This is a genomic window from Ruegeria sp. CE6, assembly GCF_056537485.1.
The window spans coordinates 61,646-78,624 of sequence record NZ_JBQFRR010000003.1 but is presented as its reverse complement, the minus strand read 5'-3'; the positions used below and the strand labels follow the sequence as shown (position 1 = coordinate 78,624).

Sequence of the window (16,979 nt, the reverse complement as noted above, 5' to 3'; positions counted from 1 at the left end):
CGTCGAATTTTCCGGTGGAGCCCCGGACCAGAAGTCCGACGCGCCGCTGTTGCAACTGCATATACGCAGGAGTTCCTGAGTCTGCAACCCCCGGCGCAAATCGTGATCAAATTTACGCCAGCCACCACCGTTCGGCGATGCGCCCATCATCCAGCGCAGCCCGGCTGATCTGGCGCGGCATACCGACATGAGAGGCCATTGCCAACGCCATCTCGGCCTCAGACGGATGATATCGCAGCCCGCGTTGCGCGGTCAGCTCCTCACCAGCCGGGAGCGCTGCGATATCTACATATCCATCGCGCAATGCTTCGGCCCGCACCCCGGCGTCCGGGATCACGATAATCTCAAGCGTATCAACCCATCCTGCCGTTCCGCTTTTGTAGTGATTGGACACCCTGCGTGCGCGGAAATGACGTTCATCCTCGGCCCGCTCAACCCGGTAGCATCCTGTGCCGTTGGCCTGAGCCAGTGGCGTCACGCCCCCTCGCGCAATGACAAACCGTGACCCAGCCAGCAAGAATGGTAGTCCCGGGTTGCCCTCGGCCAATTGCAGCTGCACACGATCAGGTGCAATGGCCTCGGCCTGACCAATATCTTCCAGAACAGCTAGAACATCGTTCACGTCCAGCTTGGTGCCATCGTGGAACACAGCATCGTCGCGCAAATCAAAGTTCCAGACCCGCGCATCAGCATCGGTCTGCCAATTTGTAGCCAGCTCTCCGCGCAGGGTACCATCAGGCGCGATCTCGGTCAGGCTGTCAAAGACTGCGCCCCGAGCCACCTGTTCCAGACTGTTGTCGCGTGGCACCGCCAGCCGTAAGGTGCCGCCCTGTTTCGGCGTATCGGCCAGAGACGCTCCTGTCGCCGCCAGCAAAGCGGCGGCGGCGCCCGAGGCAAATAATGCGCGACGGTCGATGCGAGTCATACCGTTTCCTCCGACACGCGATCCATGATCCGAACCAGTTCCGCGCTGATGCCCGGTTCTGACAGGGCGTGACCGGCCTGCCGCACCATCTTCAGTTCGACATTGGGCCAGCGCTCGGACAGGTTCCATGCAGCCTGCGGTGGGCAGATCATGTCATAGCGTCCCTGAACGATATGACCGGGAATATGGGCAATCCGGTCCATCTGATCCAGAATTTGCCCGTCATACTCAAGAAACGCCTTGTTCGTGAAATAGTGATTCTCAAGCCGCGCAAAAGTTCGCGCGTATTCGCCGGGGCTTTCCCCGACCGATCCGTTGGTGTGGATCGAAGCCAAAGCGTTTTCCCAATGTGACCACGCGCGGGCATAGAGGATCTCGGTCGCGCGGTCGCCCGAAAACAGGCGCTTGTTGTAGGCCGAAATTGCGTCATTTACTTCATGTTCGGGCAAGAGAGAGGTGAACTTGGCCCATTGTTCAGGCCAGAATTTGCCCGCACCACCGCCATAAAACCAGTCCAGCTCGGCCTGTGTGGCCAGAAACACGCCGCGCAATACCAGCCGATTTACCCGATCTGGATGTGTTTGGGCATAGATCAACGCCAGTGTCGCGCCCCAGCTGCCGCCAAAGACGATCCAATCTTCGATGTCGAACAATTTGCGCAGACGCTCGATATCCGCCACCAGATGCCATGTCGTGTTGTTTTCGACCGACGCGGTTGGCCGCGACCGGCCACATCCGCGCTGATCAAAGAGAATCACCCGATAGGCATCCGGGTTGAAATACCGTCGCATCGCCGGACTGCAGCCGCCGCCCGGCCCGCCATGCAGGATCACCACTGGTATCCCATTGGGATTACCGCATTGTTCCACATAAATACGGTGCCCATCGCCCATATCGACCACGCGCTGATCGAACGGATCGATCGGCGGGTAAAGATATTGAACTGCGCGCTTTTGGTCCGGGTACTTATCCATTACGGCCCTATATAGTCCTTAAGCGTAAAAGAGCACACGGAGACAGGAATGCAAGCGCATCCGAACACGGTTGACCCGTCCGAGATCGCAAAATTCGAGGCGATGGCTGCGGAATGGTGGGACCCGCATGGGAAATTCAAACCTCTGCACATGCTGAATCCGTGTCGCCTGGATTATATCACACAGCAGATCGCAGGCGAGTTCGACCGTGATCTGAAAGCTCCGCGTCCCTTCGAAGGCTTGCGCCTGCTGGATATCGGCTGCGGCGGCGGGTTATTGAGCGAACCGATGGCGCGTTTGGGCGCCACGGTCGTGGGCGCCGACGCCGCCGAAGGCAACCTGCCTGTCGCTCGCATCCATGCCGAGCAATCGGGGCTGCAGATCGACTACCGCCACACTACCGCCGAAGACATGGCCGCCGCAGGCGAACAGTTCGATGTGGTGCTGAATATGGAAGTGGTCGAACACGTCGCTGATCCGTTGGGTTTCCTGACCGCATCGCAGCAATTGCTGAAACCGGGCGGGTTACTGATCTGCTCAACCATCAATCGCAACCCAAAATCCTACGCGATGGCCATCATCGGGGCCGAGGTCGTCATGCGTTGGCTGCCGCGCGGCACGCACGAGTGGAACAAGTTCATCACCCCGGATGAGCTGTTCGACCTGCTGCGCCAGGCCGGGCTGGATCCGGTGGACCGCAAGGGGTTCGTCTTCAACCCGATCCTGTGGAGCTGGTCGATCTCGGACCGGGATTTGAGCGTGAATTACGTGACGGCGAGTGTGAAGCCTAGGTAGGATGGGTTTTCAACCCATCTTGCAAGCGTTTTCGATCTTAAGCGATGGGTTAAAACCCATCCTACGCTTGATTATTTTACGGCTAAACGGTGAAGGTAAAACGCTGAGGCAAAACCAGCTTCGTCCAACGAGTGTTTGAGACGCCCATTTAGAAAAACGCGATGTGGTACGCCCGGGTCGCGCCAAATGTCGATCCCGGACGCCGCATCTGCATTGCAGACAACGTCCCCGGGCTTGGCATCCTTCCATTCAGGAAGTCGAAAAAGGTCATCCCGGTCGGGTCGGGCTCGTCGAAGACTTTTTGACTCAGCAATGTTCAGCGTGCCGGATTTGTTTGCGATCCACAGGATCGAGTAGTCCTGCTCAATCGGTGTGATCTTGTCTCTTTCGAACAGGTTGACGGGATAAAGCCCCCCTTGCCCTAATTCGAGATTTTTGAGGATATCAGCCACATCTGATCGGATCGCCAGAATTCCAAACAAAGTGATTACAGGAGAATACTCCCCGTAGTGAGGCTCAAAATCATGATCTTCAGGAGCAACCTCTTGAAAGAAATCCGGCAAGATATCCTGCTGCTCCAGCGGCTCCCCGTGGCGCTGCCAACGATACAGATTCGCATGATATCCTGATCCGGGTTGCCACCTGAAGGCCTTGAAGCGTTCACTTGGTTCTTCAGGAAAATCATCGGGGACAAGCGCCCGGAATGGCCTCTGCAGGTCCATCCCGACGGTAATGTCTGAAACCCAAATTTCATCCGTCATCTTTTACGATCCTTTGGCGCAGTTGGCGTAAAGCCCCTACTCCCCCTCCAACTGCAACCGCAAATCCCGTAGCACGGGCAGCGTGCTGCGCACCCGCTCCAGCCCCAGCTCTCCGACCACGCGGTTGATCAGCGGGGCAATCGAGGAAATCGCCTGATCGCGTGCGCGTCGGCCTGCGGGGCTGATGGCGACCATCTTGCGGCGGGCGTCGTCCCAGTCGGGGCGGATGTGGATATAACCGGCCCATTCTAGCTTGGCCAAAGTGTTGGTCATTGCGCCTCGGGTCACGTGGAAGGTGTTGGCCAATTGCGCGGGGGTTCGCTCGTCGCCGACAAACACCAGATGGTTCAGCACCGAGAAATGCGAGATTTCCATGCCTTTGGGCAGCACCCGGCTCAGCCGGTTGCGCAATAGCTGATCGGCGGTCAGGATCTCGCTGAACAGCGTGACCGCAAGGGCATTTTTTTCGTCAGTCATGGTCCGGTTCTGGATCAGGGTCCGTCAAAGGGGCGGACATGTGTTAGTGAAGGCACGCGTCGTCGCGCCTCTGTAACAGACCTATCATCCAAATCAAAAAAGTGAATGCCCGGATCGGTGCCTGCGTCGATCAGAACCTCTCCCCACGGGGCGACAACCATGCTGTGGCCGTGGGTATAACGGATCTTTCCGCGTGTCTTCGGATGTTCGCCCGTCTGGGCCGGGGCCAACACCCAGCAGCCTGTCTCAATGGCCCGCGCGCGCAGCAGTGCTTCCCAATGGGCCGCACCGGTGACCGGCGAAAACGCCGCCGGGACGGTGAGAACCCGCGCGCCTGCCTGCGCCAAAGCGGCATACAGGTGGGGAAATCGAATATCATAGCAGATGGTCAGGCCGACTTTACCGAAATCGGTGTCGGCAATCACCGCTTTCTGACCGGGGCGGTAGTTCTTCGATTCGCGGAAGGTCTCGGATTCCGTGACCTGCACGTCGAACATGTGAATCTTGTCATACCGCGCCACGATCTGCCCCTGCGGGTCGATCATGAAGCTACGGTTGGCAAAGCGGCGATCGGCATCATGCGTTTTGATCGCTAGTGACCCGATCAGCAGCCACACACCCAAATTGGCGGCCTGTTCGCCAAGGCCCGCCAGAGTGATATCGTCTTCTTCATGCTGCAAAACCTCGCGCTGCCGAGTGGTGCTGGTTGAGACGCAATTCGTGACCTCAGGCGTCAGAATGAACTGCGCACCTTGCGCAGCCGCATCGGCCATCATGGTTCGCACCATGTCCAGATTCTCGGTCGGATCATCCGACGCGGTGATCTGCAGCAAAGCGGTTTTCATCAAGCCGCCAGCAGGCGATCCAGCTTGCCCTGACGTTCAAGCTCATAAAGATCGTCGCACCCACCAACATGGGTGGTACCCACAAAAATCTGCGGCACAGTGCGTTTTCCTGACGCGCGCTGGATCATTTCAGGTTTGCGTTTCGGATGCATCAGCACGTCGATTTCCTTGAATTCGACGCCTTTCTGTTTCAACAACCGCTTGGCCGCATGACAAAAGCCGCACAGCGGCGAGGTGTAGATTTCTACCGGCTTCATATTCCGTCCCTTTGGGTTTCGCACATTCTTGGGCGAATTAGGCATCCTTGGCAACGCGCGCCAGTACCAACACGAAAATATGATTTGCCCCTGACGCGCGACAGACACGCGCGCAGGCGTCCAACGTCGCACCCGAGGTCATAACATCATCGACCAGAAGAATATCCCGGCCTCTGATCATGGGAGCACGTTTTCGGTGCAGGGATATGGCGTTGGACAACGCAAGGGATCGCTCAACTGCAGTTTTTCCATCCAGAACAGGGGTGCGTACCGTGCGTACCAGAAGATCGGGGCAGACACTCAACTCCGCTTCCCGGCCCAGATGCCCCGCCAGCAGCGCCGATTGATTGTAGCGACGCTTGATCAGCCGGGTCCAGTGCAGCGGAACCGGTGCGATCAGCATGTTCGGGTGCAACAGCTCTTGCCCGGCTTGGGCCATCCAGCGGGCGGCAGGGCGGGCCAGCTCAGGCCGATCCCCGTGCTTAAAGGCAAGTATAAGTGCCTTCGCGCCCCCCTGATACTGCAACGCTGCCCGACCATGCTGCCACGCGCGCGGTGCCCTGAGGCAGTCATCACATTCAATCCGGTGTCCGTCCTGCGCGCCGGGAAGTGGCATGCCGCAGCTTTCGCAGACGGTGCCACCGATGAACGGCGTGTCGCGCCAGCATGCACCGCAGAGGCCAAAATCGGATTCGGTCAGTGCTCCGCAGGACAAGCAACGCGGTGGGTAGATCATCTCGACAGCTGTTTGAATCCCCTGACGAATGCGATACTTGCGGCTTATGAAGCTTCCGTCCGACACTGCACCCTCTCTGTTTGACCGCGCCGTCCTTGCGCTTCACCGCAGCCGCGTGCGGGACGAGGCGCTTTTCCTGCACCGTGCCGCCGTTGACGAAGTGCAGGATCGTCTGTCCATGGTTAACAAAACCTTTAAGGCGCCCGCCGTCGTGACCCCCTTCCCCCATATCTGGGAGGGGTTGTGGCCCGAGGCTCGGGTGATCAGGGATGAAGATGTTCTCGACCTAACTCCAGGAGAGCATGATCTCTTGATACATGCGATGGCACTGCATTGGGCAAACGACCCGGTCGGCCAACTGATCCAATGCCATCGCGCCCTAAAATCCGACGGATTGCTGTTAGCGGTATGTTTAGGGGGCGACACCCTTCAGGAATTACGCGCGGCCTTGGGTCAAGCCGAGATCGAGGTGACTGGCGGTCTCAGCCCCCGTATTGCTCCCATGGCCGAGCTTCGTGATCTGGGGGGGCTGCTGCAGCGGGCCGGGCTGGCTTTGCCCGTCGCCGACAAGGCGACACTGTCTGCGGAATACCGCGATCTGCTGCATCTGATGCGTGACCTGCGTGCAATGGGAGAAACCAACGCATTGGCCGATCGCCTGAAACACGCGACCCGACGTGCTGTTTTTGACAAAGCGCAAGACATCTATGCCGGACATTACAAATCGCCACAGGGCCGCCTGACGGCAACCTTTGAACTGATCTGTCTGACGGGCTGGACCCCCGATGACAGCCAACCCAAACCTTTGCGTCCGGGATCCGCCAAGATGCGGCTGGCTGATGCGCTAGGTACGGATGAGGGCAAACTGCCCGATTGACGACCGGCCTTTTCCCTATATCTCAGGCCAGACACCACAAATCAGGAAGCTTTCAATGTTTGATGCCACTCGTCCAACCCATGCCCCTGCAGACCATCCCAAGGTCAAGATGGGCCGCGTCGGCATCCTGCTGGCTAATCTGGGAACTCCAGATGACTACAGTTATTGGCCTATGCGGCGGTATCTGAACGAGTTCCTGTCGGACAAGCGCGTGATCGACTACCCGGCGTGGAAGTGGCAGCCGATTCTGCAAAGCATCATTCTGACCAAGCGGCCTTTCAGTTCGGGTGAGGCGTACAAGTCAATCTGGAATCACGATAAGGGCGAAAGCCCGTTGATGACGATCACCAAAGATCAGACTGCCAAGCTGCGCGCAGCGATGCAGCAGCGGTATGGCGATCGGGTGATGCTGGATTTTTGCATGCGCTACGGCAATCCTTCAACTCCGTCGAAAGTCCGAGAGATGGTAGAAGAAGGCTGTGATCGCATCCTGTTCTTCCCGCTCTACCCGCAATACGCCGGTGCCACGACTGCTACAGCAAATGATCAGTTCTTCCACGCGTTGATGAAGGAGACATGGCAGCCTGCCAGCCGAACTGTTCCGGCCTATTTCGACGAACCTGCCTATATCGATGCGTTGGCGAGCTCTGTCGAGCGCGCCTATGCAGATATGGAGACAAAACCGGATGTCCTGGTCTGCTCGTATCACGGGATGCCCCAGCGCTATTTGCAGCAAGGGGACCCCTATCACTGCCAATGCGTGAAAACATCAAGGCTACTGAAAGAGCGTCTGGGATGGACGGATGATCAGCTGATCTCGACCTTTCAATCGCGCTTTGGACCGGAAGAATGGCTGAAGCCCTACACCGTCGATCACGTGGCTGATCTGGCGCGTCAGGGTAAGAAGAACATCGCCGTCATCGCACCTGCCTTCTCTGCCGATTGCATTGAGACGCTGGAAGAGATCAACGAAGAGATCAAAGAGAGCTTCGAAGAGGCAGGCGGTGAATCGTTCACCTATATCCCTTGCCTTAACGACGATGATTCGCATATCGCCGCGCTGAGCAAGGTGATCGAAGACAATCTGCGTGGTTGGTTAGACTAATCGCGCGCTTTCACCAGACACGAAAAAAGGCGGTGGTTTGCACCACCGCCTTTTAAGTGCATAAAGTCTCGTCGACTTAGCTTGCTGCAACAGCTGCGGCAACAACAACCAGCAGGATCAGCGGCAGGATGATGCCCTGCGACGAACCTTGGGTTTCTTCGACAACAACAGGTGCTTCAACAACCGGCTCTTCCAGGTTGCCAGCATATGCGGTCGAAGCAGCAGCAGTCAGAGCAGCAGCGAGAACGAGTTTCTTCATATTAACCTCCAGAATTTGCGCGATTCCCAATAGCGAAACCACGCATCTAAGACTTACCTCGTGAGTTTTTCTAATCAGCAATGCAGGCGGATTGCAATTGCAACTTGTCCCGCAAGCGGGTTCGTGCGCGAAAATGTCGTCAAATTAGCAACACTTGCGTGCCGACCTTGGCCATAGAAAACAGTTCGGCGATGTCATCGTTGAACAAGCCAATGCACCCGTTCGACGACCGGCGTCCAATTTTACGCGTATCGTGGGTGCCATGGATGCGATAATACTTCCAGCTCAGATATAAAGCGTGTGTTCCCAGCGGGTTATCGGGACCCGGCGGAATATAATCCGGCCATTCAGGGTTGCGCTTCTTCATCGATGGTGTCGGAGACCAGCTTGGGCCTTCCACCTTGCGAATGACACTGGTGCGCCCGCGACGGGTCAATTCCTCGGTCAAAGGCACCGAAGAGGGGTACAGTTTGTATACGGATTGATCATCTGACCAATAATGCAGCGCTCTGGATACGGTATCCACCAGAATGGCACCGTTTCTTGTGTTCGAAAAATAGGGCTGCCAGTCCAGCGCACGGAATCCCGACACATTGCGGCGTACCGGAGCTTCCGGTTCCGGGGCAGGGCGTAGCGGGTCGCCCGGAATATACTGAGCCAACGCAGGCGAGGCCAAGCTGGCGGTTGCACCGGCCAGGAATCCCCGGCGCGTCGAAGTAAGAATATGTTTCTTGACCATGGAGATCGGTCCTCTGCTAACAGCAAATGCAAAATCTAAGGCATTTTATGGCCAGAATGCTTCAGTCGCAAATCAAACCGGCAGAATCACGCAAGGTTGGGGCATTGTAGGTTTGCTCCGGGCGGTCAAGCAGGCTATTTCCCTTCTCGACACAATATTTAGGCCGATCATGACACGTATTCTTTCTCTACTAGCGATTTGTTTTGTCGCACTTGCGGCATGTACCGATTCGGGCACATCCGCTATTGGCGCCGATGGCAGGCCGCTGCCATCCGTGTACAAAATTCGTGGCAACCCTGAAAAGCTGCAGTTTAGAATGCTGGATTCGGTGAATGCCTTGCGGCAGGCATCTGGCTTGCAACAGGTCCAATTGAACTCGCAACTGAATGCAGCTGCCGCCACTCATGCGAAAGACATGGCGCGACAGAATCGGCCATGGCATTTCGGTTCTGACGGTTCGTCTCCGTTGGATCGCGCGGCGCGCGCCGGTTACTTCGGTACATTCCTGGGTGAAGCGATCTCGGAAACCTTTGAGACCGAGACCGAAACGCTGGCCGCATGGATGCAGGAACCCGGTCCTCGTGCTGTGATCATGGACCCGCGCGCCACCCAGATGGGATTCGCCTGGCACCAAGAAGGCGGTGGCAAGATCTGGTGGACGCTGGAAATGGGATCCGGCGGCTGATCACGCCAGCTAAAGAAACAAAAAAATGCCCCCGACAAATCGGGGGCTTTTTTTTGTTGATAAGTGGGCCAATCAGGCAGCTTGCATCGATTGCGCTTCAGTCAGAATGGCATATAGCTTTACCGGGTCAGGGTTGGCCCGCAGCTTGGCGCAGACCGATTGCTCGCGCAGCGTGCGCGAGACCAACGCCAGCGCCTTAAGGTGTTCAACCCCCGCCTCTTCTGGCGCAAACAGGGAAAACGCCAAATCGACCGGCTGACGGTCGACCGACCCGAAGTCGATGGGCTTTTCCAGCATGACAAACACGCCCGAAACCGATTCCAGTTCGGAAAGCCGTGCGTGCGGAAGTGCTACACCATGTCCAACACCAGTTGGGCCAAGGCTCTCCCTCTCAAGCAGGCTGTCTACGATCGTCTGAGCATCCAGCCCAAGCGTCGCGGCGCCCACATCGCCAATTTCCTGAAACAAACGCTTCTTGCTGGAAGCAGCGGACAGTACACGCACCGCTTCTGGCTTTAGAATGCTCGAAAGCTCCATCATTTTGCTCCTAAGCCGTGCCCCCGGCTATTCGGGGGCAGGCCGATTAGTCTTGCCTGTTACGGATCGATCCAACCGATATTGCCGTCCTCGCGGCGATAAACGACATTCAATCCGTCCTTGTTCTCATTTCGGAAAACCAGTACCGGAGCACCAGCGAGTTCCATCTGCATGACGGCTTCACCAACACTGAGCGATGGGATCTTGGTTTCCATCTCAGCCACGATCATAGGCTGCAGCGATTCGGGTTCGTCTGCCGTCTCCGATTCGTCAGAGGCGAGGATATAAGAGGACGCGCCAAAGAGTTCAACCGGCTCGGACCGATCCTTGTGGTGGTCTTTCAGGCGGCGCTTATAGCGTCGCAGTTGTGTCTCCATCTTGTCGCAGCAGCCTTCGAATGCCGCGTAAATCTCGGTCGCGTGCGCCTTGGCCTGTGCGGTCAGGCCGGTCGACAGATGCACGGTGGTTTCGCATACATATTCATGCGCCGAACGGGAAAAGACGACGTTGGCGTCTGTAGGCCGCTGGGCATATTTGCCCACGACCTCGCCCAGTTCGGTCTGCACATGGGTCTGCAGGGCCGCACCGATGTCGATCTGTTTTCCGCTGATTTGGTAACGCATGTGATCTCCTTCACAATTCACACCCATTCTGACGTCGCGTAACGCGACTGACTTGTTTTTATCGGGTGGGGGGTATCGGCATGGTCTGCGGTTGCCGTTGGCCCGGCCCTTCAACGAAGGGAGATCGAGATCCAGTTTGGAACCGAAGAAATGCCATATGCCAATTGAGCCAAGAGGTGAGGGAAGAGTCAATCAAAACAGGTGTGTATATACGTGATTTCCGTCATGCATCAGGCGCATCTCCGCACAACCTTATGAAATACGGAAGTTTTCACCCAGATAGACCCGGCGAACATTTTCGTTTTCGACAACTTCATCGGGCGTGCCTGACATCAAAACCTGGCCGTCATGCAAGATATAGGCCCGATCCACAATCTCCAGCGTTTCCCGGACGTTATGATCCGTGATCAGCACTCCGATGCCACGCTTTTTCAGATCGGCCACCAGATGCCGGATATCACCGACACTGATCGGGTCGACACCCGCAAATGGTTCGTCCAACAGCAGATATTTCGGATCGGCGGCCAGACAGCGCGCAATTTCGACCCGGCGGCGTTCCCCGCCGGACAATGCCAATGCAGGCGCTCGGCGCAGGTGTTCGATGGAAAAGTCCGATAGCAGCTCTTCCAGCCGCTCCTTGCGGCGATGGGCATGTTTAACCGTGATATCTAGAACCGAAGCGATGTTGTCTTCAACGCTCATCCCGCGGAAAATCGACATCTCCTGCGGCAGATATCCGATCCCCATCCGTGCACGACGATACATCGGCAGGGTCGTGACGCTCTGCCCATCAATCGTGACCGTGCCCGCTTCGGGGAAAACCAGACCGGCGACAGAATAAAAAGTGGTGGTCTTGCCCGATCCGTTCGGGCCTAGCAACGCCACGACCTCGGAGCGGTTCAATTCCATGGACACATCGCGAATGACGGTCTTCTTGCGATAAGACTTTCGTAGCTTTTCGATCTTCAGACCGGAAGAACCTTCAGCGATGGAGAGTTCGGGCCGGTTCATCAGTTGCCACCTTGTTGCAGAATGGTTTTGACACGCCCTGACATCGTCGCAGTTCCCGTCGTCAGATTTGCAATCATCTCGTCGCCGCTGATGATACTTGGGCCCTGCGTCAGCAACACGTTGCCCTTCATCTCAATCACGCCGGAGTCGATGGTGTATTCTGCCCAATCGCCCTCGGCTGCGTCGGGCGGACTGACCAGAACCACGTTTTCGGTGGCCTCCATCCGTTCGATGGCCGAGCGTTCTTCGTTATAGATGACAAGAACCCGGTCTGCCGTCAGGCGCATCTCACCCTGGATGACAATGACGTTGCCGATAAACTCGGCCGATCCATCTTCCTGATTCACGTTCAATGTCTCGGACGTCACCTCGACCGGCAGCGTCGGGTCGGCATTGACCGAGCCGAACGCCACCTGAGCCTCTTGTGCAGAAACAGGTGTGGCTCCGACGGCCACGGCTAGACACAAAAAGGCGACACGTAAATCGAACACAAGTTATCTTTCTGCTTTTTGCGGCTCATATATCAACTTCACGCCGCCTGTAAAAAGAATATGAACCGGACCGTCCTTTTTTTCGGTCCCAAACACCATTCTTCCGGCAGTAAAGTCGCCAATCGGACCGGTTCCGTCAATCTGGCCAGGGCTATCACCACGTATTTCATCCAGCGACGTATTCAACAGGTCGGTGGTGACCTGGATGCCGTCTCTGGTGGTGATGACCACATCCCCTGCAAACGTTGCAGTACCCTTGTCTGGCCTGATGATGCCTGTGTTGGATTCGAGTGTGATCTCGCCCCCATTGCTTAGTCCAAAGCGGCCCTGCACTTCGGCTGCCGTCGGCGTGTCGCCATCGCCACCCTGACTGGCCCTTCGGGCTTCGACGCGGATTTCCTCGCCCTTGCGGGTGACACCTTTATAGTCGGGCCGCGTGACCACCTGATCTGTCAGCCGGTCGTCAATATCCTGATCACTGAACGGCACCGAGACATTGGTGTCGACGCTGCGAGAAAGAAGAAAGACAGAAGACAGCAACAAAATCGCCACAAGCGGTAGCAGTACCTTCAGGAACTGCACCCATCGGGAATGGCGATCAACTTCTGCCATCTTCCTAACCCAATCCTACACGCAGACAGTCATGTATGTGCAGCAGACCCAAGGCTGGGCCATTTGTGTCAGGATCAACCACAAAGAGTGACGTGATCTTGCGATCGTTCATGATTGCAACCGCCTCCTCCGCCATGGCACTTGGCGCAATGGTCATTGGATTTTCGGTCATCACCTCTTCGGTGTTTTTGCTCAATAGCCCGTCCATGTTCCTGCGCAGGTCGCCATCGGTCACAATACCCAGCAAACGACCTGCCTGGTCAGTGACTCCCACAACTCCAAAGCTCTTCTGACTCATGACCAGCAGCGCCTCGCTCATCGGGGTGCCAGCGGTCACCAAGGGCAAATCTTCATGCATCAGATCGCGCACAGTAGACAGTTGCGCCCCCAACTTTCCACCGGGGTGGTAAGCGCGGAAGTCTTCGGGTTTGAAATCCCGGTACTTCATCAGCGCAATCGCCAGCGCGTCGCCCATCGCCAGTGTCAGCGTCGTCGAGATTGAGGGCACCATCCCAAAACCACAGGCCTCTCCCAGTGAAGGGATAAGCAGATGCACATCCGCCTGTTTCATCAAGGTGCTTTCCGGCTTGCTTGACAACCCGATCAGCGGAATTCCAAAGCGACGCGTAAAGGCCAGTAAGTTCGCCAGTTCCGGCGCTTCACCTGAGTTCGAGATCGCAAGGACCACATCGCCTTTCGAGACCATGCCCAAATCACCATGGCTGGCTTCGGCGGGATGGACAAAATAGGCGGGCGTGCCAGTGCTGGCCAGAGTCGCCGCGATCTTGTGGCCAATATGGCCGGATTTGCCTATACCACTGATAATGATGCGGCCAGTGGCCTGCAGGATCAGTTGCACGGCTTCGGCGAAATGCTCGTCCAAGCTTTCGGCAAGGGCCTCCAATGCGCGGGCTTCGTCGGTAACGACCTGCCGGGCGGTTCTGAGGAATGCTTCGGTGTCAGTCATGAGTGCGCAAAAATATCGGTTTCGGGCCAGCCTGCGAGGTCAAGCTTCGCACGCATTGGCAGGAAGTCAAAACACGCCTGCGCCATTTCGGTGCGGCCTTCGCGGGCCAGACGTCCGTCCAGTGCATCCCGCAGTTGGTGCAGGTACAAAACATCCGATGCCGCATAGTCCAACTGGGCATCGGTCAGCGTTTCAGCACCCCAATCGCTCATCTGTTGTTGTTTCGAGATATCGACTCCAATCAGTTCCTGACACAGGTTCTTAAGACCATGACGATCAGTATAGGTGCGCACCAAGCGGCTGGCGATCTTGGTGCAATAGACCGGGGCGGCCAAAGCGCCGAAGGTGTGATACATCGCAGCAATATCGAAGCGGCCAAAGTGGAACAGCTTCAAAACATTCGGATTTTCCAGCATCGCACAGAGGTTCGGCGCCTGCGTCTGCCCAATCTCGACCTGAACGATATGGCTGTTGCCGTCCCCTCCTGACATCTGGATCACGCACAGGCGATCTCGATGCGGGTTCAACCCCATGGTTTCACAGTCAATGGCCACGATGGGGCCCAGATCCAGCCCGTCCGGCAGGTCATTTTTATACAGATGGTTCGCCACGGAAATGTCCTTTGTGCGCTTTCGGCCCCGAGATAGGCGGTTTGGTCCGCAAACTCAACGCCGTCCTTGGAAAAGCGGCACCCTTGACCTTATGGCCAACACGAGAACTATGGATGCGACACCGCGATTGAGAAATTCCGACAATGCTCAGCATCCTGAAAAACCGTACCTACAGACATCTGCTGGCCGCGCAGATCGTGGCGCTGACCGGAACCGGGCTGGCGACGGTTGCCTTGGGGCTGTTAGCCTTTGATCTGGCCGGAGAGGCCGCCGGGATGGTCCTTGGTACCGCTCTTACGATCAAAATGATCGCCTATGTCACCGTTGCCCCGCTTGCTGCTGCCTTTGCCGAGCGGCTGGATCGTCGCCGGATGCTGGTCGCACTGGATTTGGTGCGCGCTGTGGTTGCGCTCTGCCTGCCTTTCGTGTCCGAAATCTGGCAGGTCTACGTGCTGATCTTTGTGCTGCAATCCGCCTCAGCCGGATTTACACCCGCGTTTCAGGCCACCATCCCGGATGTGCTGACCAACGAACAGGACTATACCAAAGCCCTGTCCCTGTCGCGGCTGGCTTACGATCTGGAAAGCCTGCTGAGCCCGATGCTGGCCGCCACCTTGCTGCTGTTCGTCAGTTTCGACAGCCTGTTTCTGGGCACCTGTGTCGGTTTTGTCGCCTCGGCCCTGCTTGTGGTGTCTGCAACTTTGCCCTCACCCAAACCATCCCAGCCGCGTGGCATCTATGACCGCACAACGCGCGGCATTCGAATTTACCTTAAAACCCCGCGCCTGCGGGGCCTGCTGGCGCTGAGTTGGAGCGCGGCCGCGCTCAGTTCGATGGTCATCGTCAACACGGTCGTGATCGTGCGCGGCGATCTTGGTCTTTCTGAAAGCGCCGTTGCCGTCGCGCTGGCCGGGTTCGGTGGCGGTTCGATGCTCGCAGCATTTGCACTGCCACGCCTTCTTGATCACATTCCAGAGCGTCGCGTCATGCTGGGAGGTGCATCATTGGCGACGGGCACCATGGCAGCAGCGGCGCTGCTATCTGCCACCCTACCGATGACGCTGGGCTTACTGACAACGACCTGGCTATTGGTCGGCTTTGGATACTCCAGCACGTTGACGCCCTCGGGCCGCCTGCTGACCCGATCCGCCCACCCCGAAGATCGACCCGCTGTGTTTGCCGCACAGTTCACTCTGTCTCATGCTTGCTGGCTGGTGCTTTATCCCCTGGCCGGGTGGCTGATGACCCGCTTTGGCGTAACTGTGGCCATGGCCGGAATGGTAACTGCCGCGATTCTGGGTCTGGTTCTTGTGCTCATTGCCTGGCCACGGCGCGAAGACAATGCGGTGGTCCATAATCATCCTGACCTTCCACAGGATCACCCCCACCTGTCTGGGCCAAAACCTCATGCGCATCCGATCATCATTGATGAACTGCATCCCCGTTATCCGCACCAGCCTTGAGCCCGAACACCAAACTACCCTAAACCGAGGCGAAGTTGCCTGAACCCGGAGCCGCAATGGACCAGCTTGACCGACGCATCATCGCCGCTTTGCAACACAATGCACGCGATTCGACGACCCTCATCGCCTCTAAGCTTGGCGTCGCCCGAACAACGGTGCATGAACGCATCAATCGAATGGAAGAGCGGGGCGTCATCGCTGGTTACTCGGTCGTCCTGCGCGAAACCGAAGATACGCCACGCGTTCAGATCATCGTCCTGCTTGAAGTGCAGCAGAAAGAGACCACACGTATCATCAAGCGGCTTGAAGCTTATCCCGAGGTCAAACTGTGTTTGTCGATCAATGGCGAATTTGACCTGCTGCTTTCCGCCGAAGCGCCACGGATCGAAGACCTCGACATTCTGGTCGATGAACTTGCGCGCATCCCTGGCGTGTCGCGCACCAACACCAGCGTGGTCTTCGGTCGAAAGATTGATCGGAACTAAGGCACGCTAACTCTCTGTAAACAGGTAACTGGATAGCTTGGCCCGGACTGATCAGAATCCCGGACCGGCAGAATGCCAATTCAAAACCTCCTGATTGCGGCGCTTATGTTTTTGGCGCAGGCCGCAGACGCGGCGACAACGGCAGCTCTTTGTGACCGCGCAGCGCAACGGGCTGCGCTGGCCGAAGACGTTCCGCTCGATGTTCTAAAGGCAATTGCCCGCGTAGAAACAGGCCGCACGCAAAACGGAGCACTGGAACCCTGGCCATGGACCGTCAATCGTGAAGGACAGGGATATTGGTTTGCCTCCGAGGTTGAGGCAAAGTCTTACGTGTTCGACATCTTCAAATCCGGTGTACGCAGCTTTGACGTCGGTTGCTTTCAGATCAACTATCGCTGGCACGGCAAGGCTTTTCGCTCGATCGACGCGATGTTCGATCCGGATGAAAACGCAACCTATGCGGCGCGGTTTCTGGCCCAGCTTTATGCGGAGCTTGGATCATGGCCTGCCGCTGCCGGCGCCTACCACTCGCGCACGCAGCACCTTGCGGCCTCATATTCTGATCGTTTTCAGACCGTCCTGGCGCAGCTGGATGGCTCGGGCACAGCCCACGAACGCGATCCATTCACAGCATCTGCCAGTCCGCTCATCCCGCTGAACGCTCATCCGGTCGGCCAGAACGCGCTGGGATCACTGGTTCCCGAAACCTCTACAGCCACCGCCTTTATCGCTTTCAATTAGGAG

General features: G+C 57.2%; 23 protein-coding genes. 7 read left to right on the top strand and 16 right to left on the bottom strand.

From position 1 onward, the window contains the following. Positions 1–112: 112 nt before the first annotated feature. Both ACR0DK_RS14315 and pip read right to left on the bottom strand, forming a co-directional pair. The gene (locus ACR0DK_RS14315) at positions 113–925 is read right to left on the bottom strand and encodes an ABC transporter substrate-binding protein (protein WP_170408665.1); all 813 of its coding nucleotides are present in this window, start codon (positions 923–925) and stop codon (positions 113–115) included. Beyond that, positions 922–1,899, bottom strand: coding sequence for a prolyl aminopeptidase (pip, locus tag ACR0DK_RS14310; RefSeq protein WP_170636522.1), 978 nt, complete (start codon positions 1,897–1,899; stop codon positions 922–924). The genes ACR0DK_RS14315 and pip overlap by 4 nt, the downstream gene beginning before the upstream one ends. Positions 1,900–1,947: 48 nt before the next feature. Here pip and ubiG point away from each other — a divergent pair, with 48 nt between their 5' ends. Further along, entirely contained in the window at positions 1,948–2,694 is a 747-nt protein-coding gene (gene ubiG, locus ACR0DK_RS14305) for a bifunctional 2-polyprenyl-6-hydroxyphenol methylase/3-demethylubiquinol 3-O-methyltransferase UbiG (RefSeq protein ID WP_170664356.1), read from the top strand. Positions 2,695–2,765: 71 nt separating this feature from the next. On the opposite strand, the gene ACR0DK_RS14300 is transcribed toward ubiG, so the two are convergent. Genes ACR0DK_RS14300 through ACR0DK_RS14280 form a run of 5 tightly spaced genes read right to left on the bottom strand, consistent with a single transcriptional unit; the run spans position 2,766 to position 5,836 of the window. After that, complete coding sequence (locus ACR0DK_RS14300) at positions 2,766–3,455, bottom strand: hypothetical protein (RefSeq protein WP_223117458.1); 690 nt, start codon at positions 3,453–3,455, stop codon at positions 2,766–2,768. A gap of 36 nt (positions 3,456–3,491) precedes the next feature. After that, a complete protein-coding gene (locus tag ACR0DK_RS14295; RefSeq protein WP_170395340.1) occupies positions 3,492–3,932 on the bottom strand; it encodes a MarR family winged helix-turn-helix transcriptional regulator in 441 nt (146 codons plus the stop codon). Between the two features lie 14 nt (positions 3,933–3,946). Next, entirely contained in the window at positions 3,947–4,777 is an 831-nt protein-coding gene (locus ACR0DK_RS14290; RefSeq protein WP_480736728.1) for a carbon-nitrogen hydrolase family protein, read from the bottom strand. Next, complete coding sequence (grxC, locus tag ACR0DK_RS14285; protein ID WP_223117456.1) at positions 4,777–5,034, bottom strand: glutaredoxin 3; 258 nt, start codon at positions 5,032–5,034, stop codon at positions 4,777–4,779. Before grxC ends, ACR0DK_RS14290 begins: the two co-directional genes overlap by 1 nt. Before the next feature lie 37 nt (positions 5,035–5,071). Next, positions 5,072–5,836, bottom strand: coding sequence for a double zinc ribbon domain-containing protein (locus tag ACR0DK_RS14280; protein WP_480437386.1), 765 nt, complete (start codon positions 5,834–5,836; stop codon positions 5,072–5,074). Here ACR0DK_RS14280 and ACR0DK_RS14275 point away from each other — a divergent pair. Further along, a complete protein-coding gene (locus tag ACR0DK_RS14275) occupies positions 5,817–6,647 on the top strand; it encodes a methyltransferase domain-containing protein (protein WP_480736725.1) in 831 nt (276 codons plus the stop codon). The genes ACR0DK_RS14280 and ACR0DK_RS14275 overlap by 20 nt on opposite strands. Before the next feature lie 55 nt (positions 6,648–6,702). After that, positions 6,703–7,752, top strand: a complete 1,050-nt coding sequence (gene hemH, locus ACR0DK_RS14270) for a ferrochelatase (RefSeq protein ID WP_480736723.1) — start codon at positions 6,703–6,705, stop codon at positions 7,750–7,752. 76 nt (positions 7,753–7,828) lie between these two features. On the opposite strand, the gene ACR0DK_RS14265 is transcribed toward hemH, so the two are convergent. Together ACR0DK_RS14265 and ACR0DK_RS14260 are read right to left on the bottom strand one after the other, a co-directional pair. Then, positions 7,829–8,011, bottom strand: coding sequence for a hypothetical protein (locus ACR0DK_RS14265; RefSeq protein WP_010442520.1), 183 nt, complete (start codon positions 8,009–8,011; stop codon positions 7,829–7,831). A gap of 139 nt (positions 8,012–8,150) precedes the next feature. Beyond that, complete coding sequence (locus ACR0DK_RS14260) at positions 8,151–8,750, bottom strand: L,D-transpeptidase (protein WP_170395325.1); 600 nt, start codon at positions 8,748–8,750, stop codon at positions 8,151–8,153. A gap of 169 nt (positions 8,751–8,919) precedes the next feature. Between ACR0DK_RS14260 and dalA the strand changes: the two genes are divergently transcribed. Then, positions 8,920–9,435: a divisome-associated lipoprotein DalA gene (gene dalA, locus ACR0DK_RS14255; protein ID WP_255611997.1), complete on the top strand. Its 516-nt coding sequence runs from the start codon at positions 8,920–8,922 to the stop codon at positions 9,433–9,435. 72 nt (positions 9,436–9,507) lie between these two features. Here the strand turns inward: dalA and ACR0DK_RS14250 are convergent, their stop codons facing one another. The 7 genes from ACR0DK_RS14250 to ACR0DK_RS14220 all read right to left on the bottom strand — a co-directional run bounded on the left by ACR0DK_RS14250 (position 9,508) and on the right by ACR0DK_RS14220 (position 14,287). Then, the gene (locus ACR0DK_RS14250) at positions 9,508–9,972 is read right to left on the bottom strand and encodes a PTS sugar transporter subunit IIA (protein ID WP_170395318.1); all 465 of its coding nucleotides are present in this window, start codon (positions 9,970–9,972) and stop codon (positions 9,508–9,510) included. Positions 9,973–10,031: 59 nt separating this feature from the next. Further along, positions 10,032–10,595 carry a ribosome hibernation-promoting factor, HPF/YfiA family gene (gene hpf, locus ACR0DK_RS14245; RefSeq protein ID WP_039541074.1) on the bottom strand — a complete coding sequence of 188 codons (564 nt, stop codon included), beginning with the start codon at positions 10,593–10,595 and terminating at the stop codon, positions 10,032–10,034. A 252-nt stretch (positions 10,596–10,847) separates the two neighbouring features. Beyond that, positions 10,848–11,606 (bottom strand): LPS export ABC transporter ATP-binding protein, encoded by a 759-nt coding sequence (gene lptB, locus ACR0DK_RS14240; RefSeq protein ID WP_170395315.1) that lies wholly within the window; start codon positions 11,604–11,606, stop codon positions 10,848–10,850. Continuing rightward, positions 11,606–12,097, bottom strand: a complete 492-nt coding sequence (locus tag ACR0DK_RS14235) for an LptA/OstA family protein (protein ID WP_255611996.1) — start codon at positions 12,095–12,097, stop codon at positions 11,606–11,608. Before ACR0DK_RS14235 ends, lptB begins: the two co-directional genes overlap by 1 nt. A gap of 3 nt (positions 12,098–12,100) precedes the next feature. After that, complete coding sequence (locus ACR0DK_RS14230) at positions 12,101–12,709, bottom strand: LPS export ABC transporter periplasmic protein LptC (RefSeq protein WP_170408672.1); 609 nt, start codon at positions 12,707–12,709, stop codon at positions 12,101–12,103. Positions 12,710–12,713: 4 nt separating this feature from the next. Beyond that, positions 12,714–13,676 (bottom strand): KpsF/GutQ family sugar-phosphate isomerase, encoded by a 963-nt coding sequence (locus tag ACR0DK_RS14225; protein ID WP_480736718.1) that lies wholly within the window; start codon positions 13,674–13,676, stop codon positions 12,714–12,716. Next, complete coding sequence (locus ACR0DK_RS14220; protein WP_480707575.1) at positions 13,673–14,287, bottom strand: ribonuclease D; 615 nt, start codon at positions 14,285–14,287, stop codon at positions 13,673–13,675. Before ACR0DK_RS14220 ends, ACR0DK_RS14225 begins: the two co-directional genes overlap by 4 nt. A gap of 143 nt (positions 14,288–14,430) precedes the next feature. Between ACR0DK_RS14220 and ACR0DK_RS14215 the strand changes: the two genes are divergently transcribed. The 3 genes from ACR0DK_RS14215 to ACR0DK_RS14205 all read left to right on the top strand — a co-directional run bounded on the left by ACR0DK_RS14215 (position 14,431) and on the right by ACR0DK_RS14205 (position 16,976). Next, positions 14,431–15,750 carry an MFS transporter gene (locus tag ACR0DK_RS14215; protein ID WP_480736716.1) on the top strand — a complete coding sequence of 440 codons (1,320 nt, stop codon included), beginning with the start codon at positions 14,431–14,433 and terminating at the stop codon, positions 15,748–15,750. 56 nt (positions 15,751–15,806) lie between these two features. Continuing rightward, positions 15,807–16,235 carry an Lrp/AsnC family transcriptional regulator gene (locus ACR0DK_RS14210; protein WP_170613652.1) on the top strand — a complete coding sequence of 143 codons (429 nt, stop codon included), beginning with the start codon at positions 15,807–15,809 and terminating at the stop codon, positions 16,233–16,235. Between the two features lie 72 nt (positions 16,236–16,307). Then, the gene (locus ACR0DK_RS14205; protein ID WP_223117450.1) at positions 16,308–16,976 is read left to right on the top strand and encodes a transglycosylase SLT domain-containing protein; all 669 of its coding nucleotides are present in this window, start codon (positions 16,308–16,310) and stop codon (positions 16,974–16,976) included. Positions 16,977–16,979: the final 3 nt, after the last annotated feature.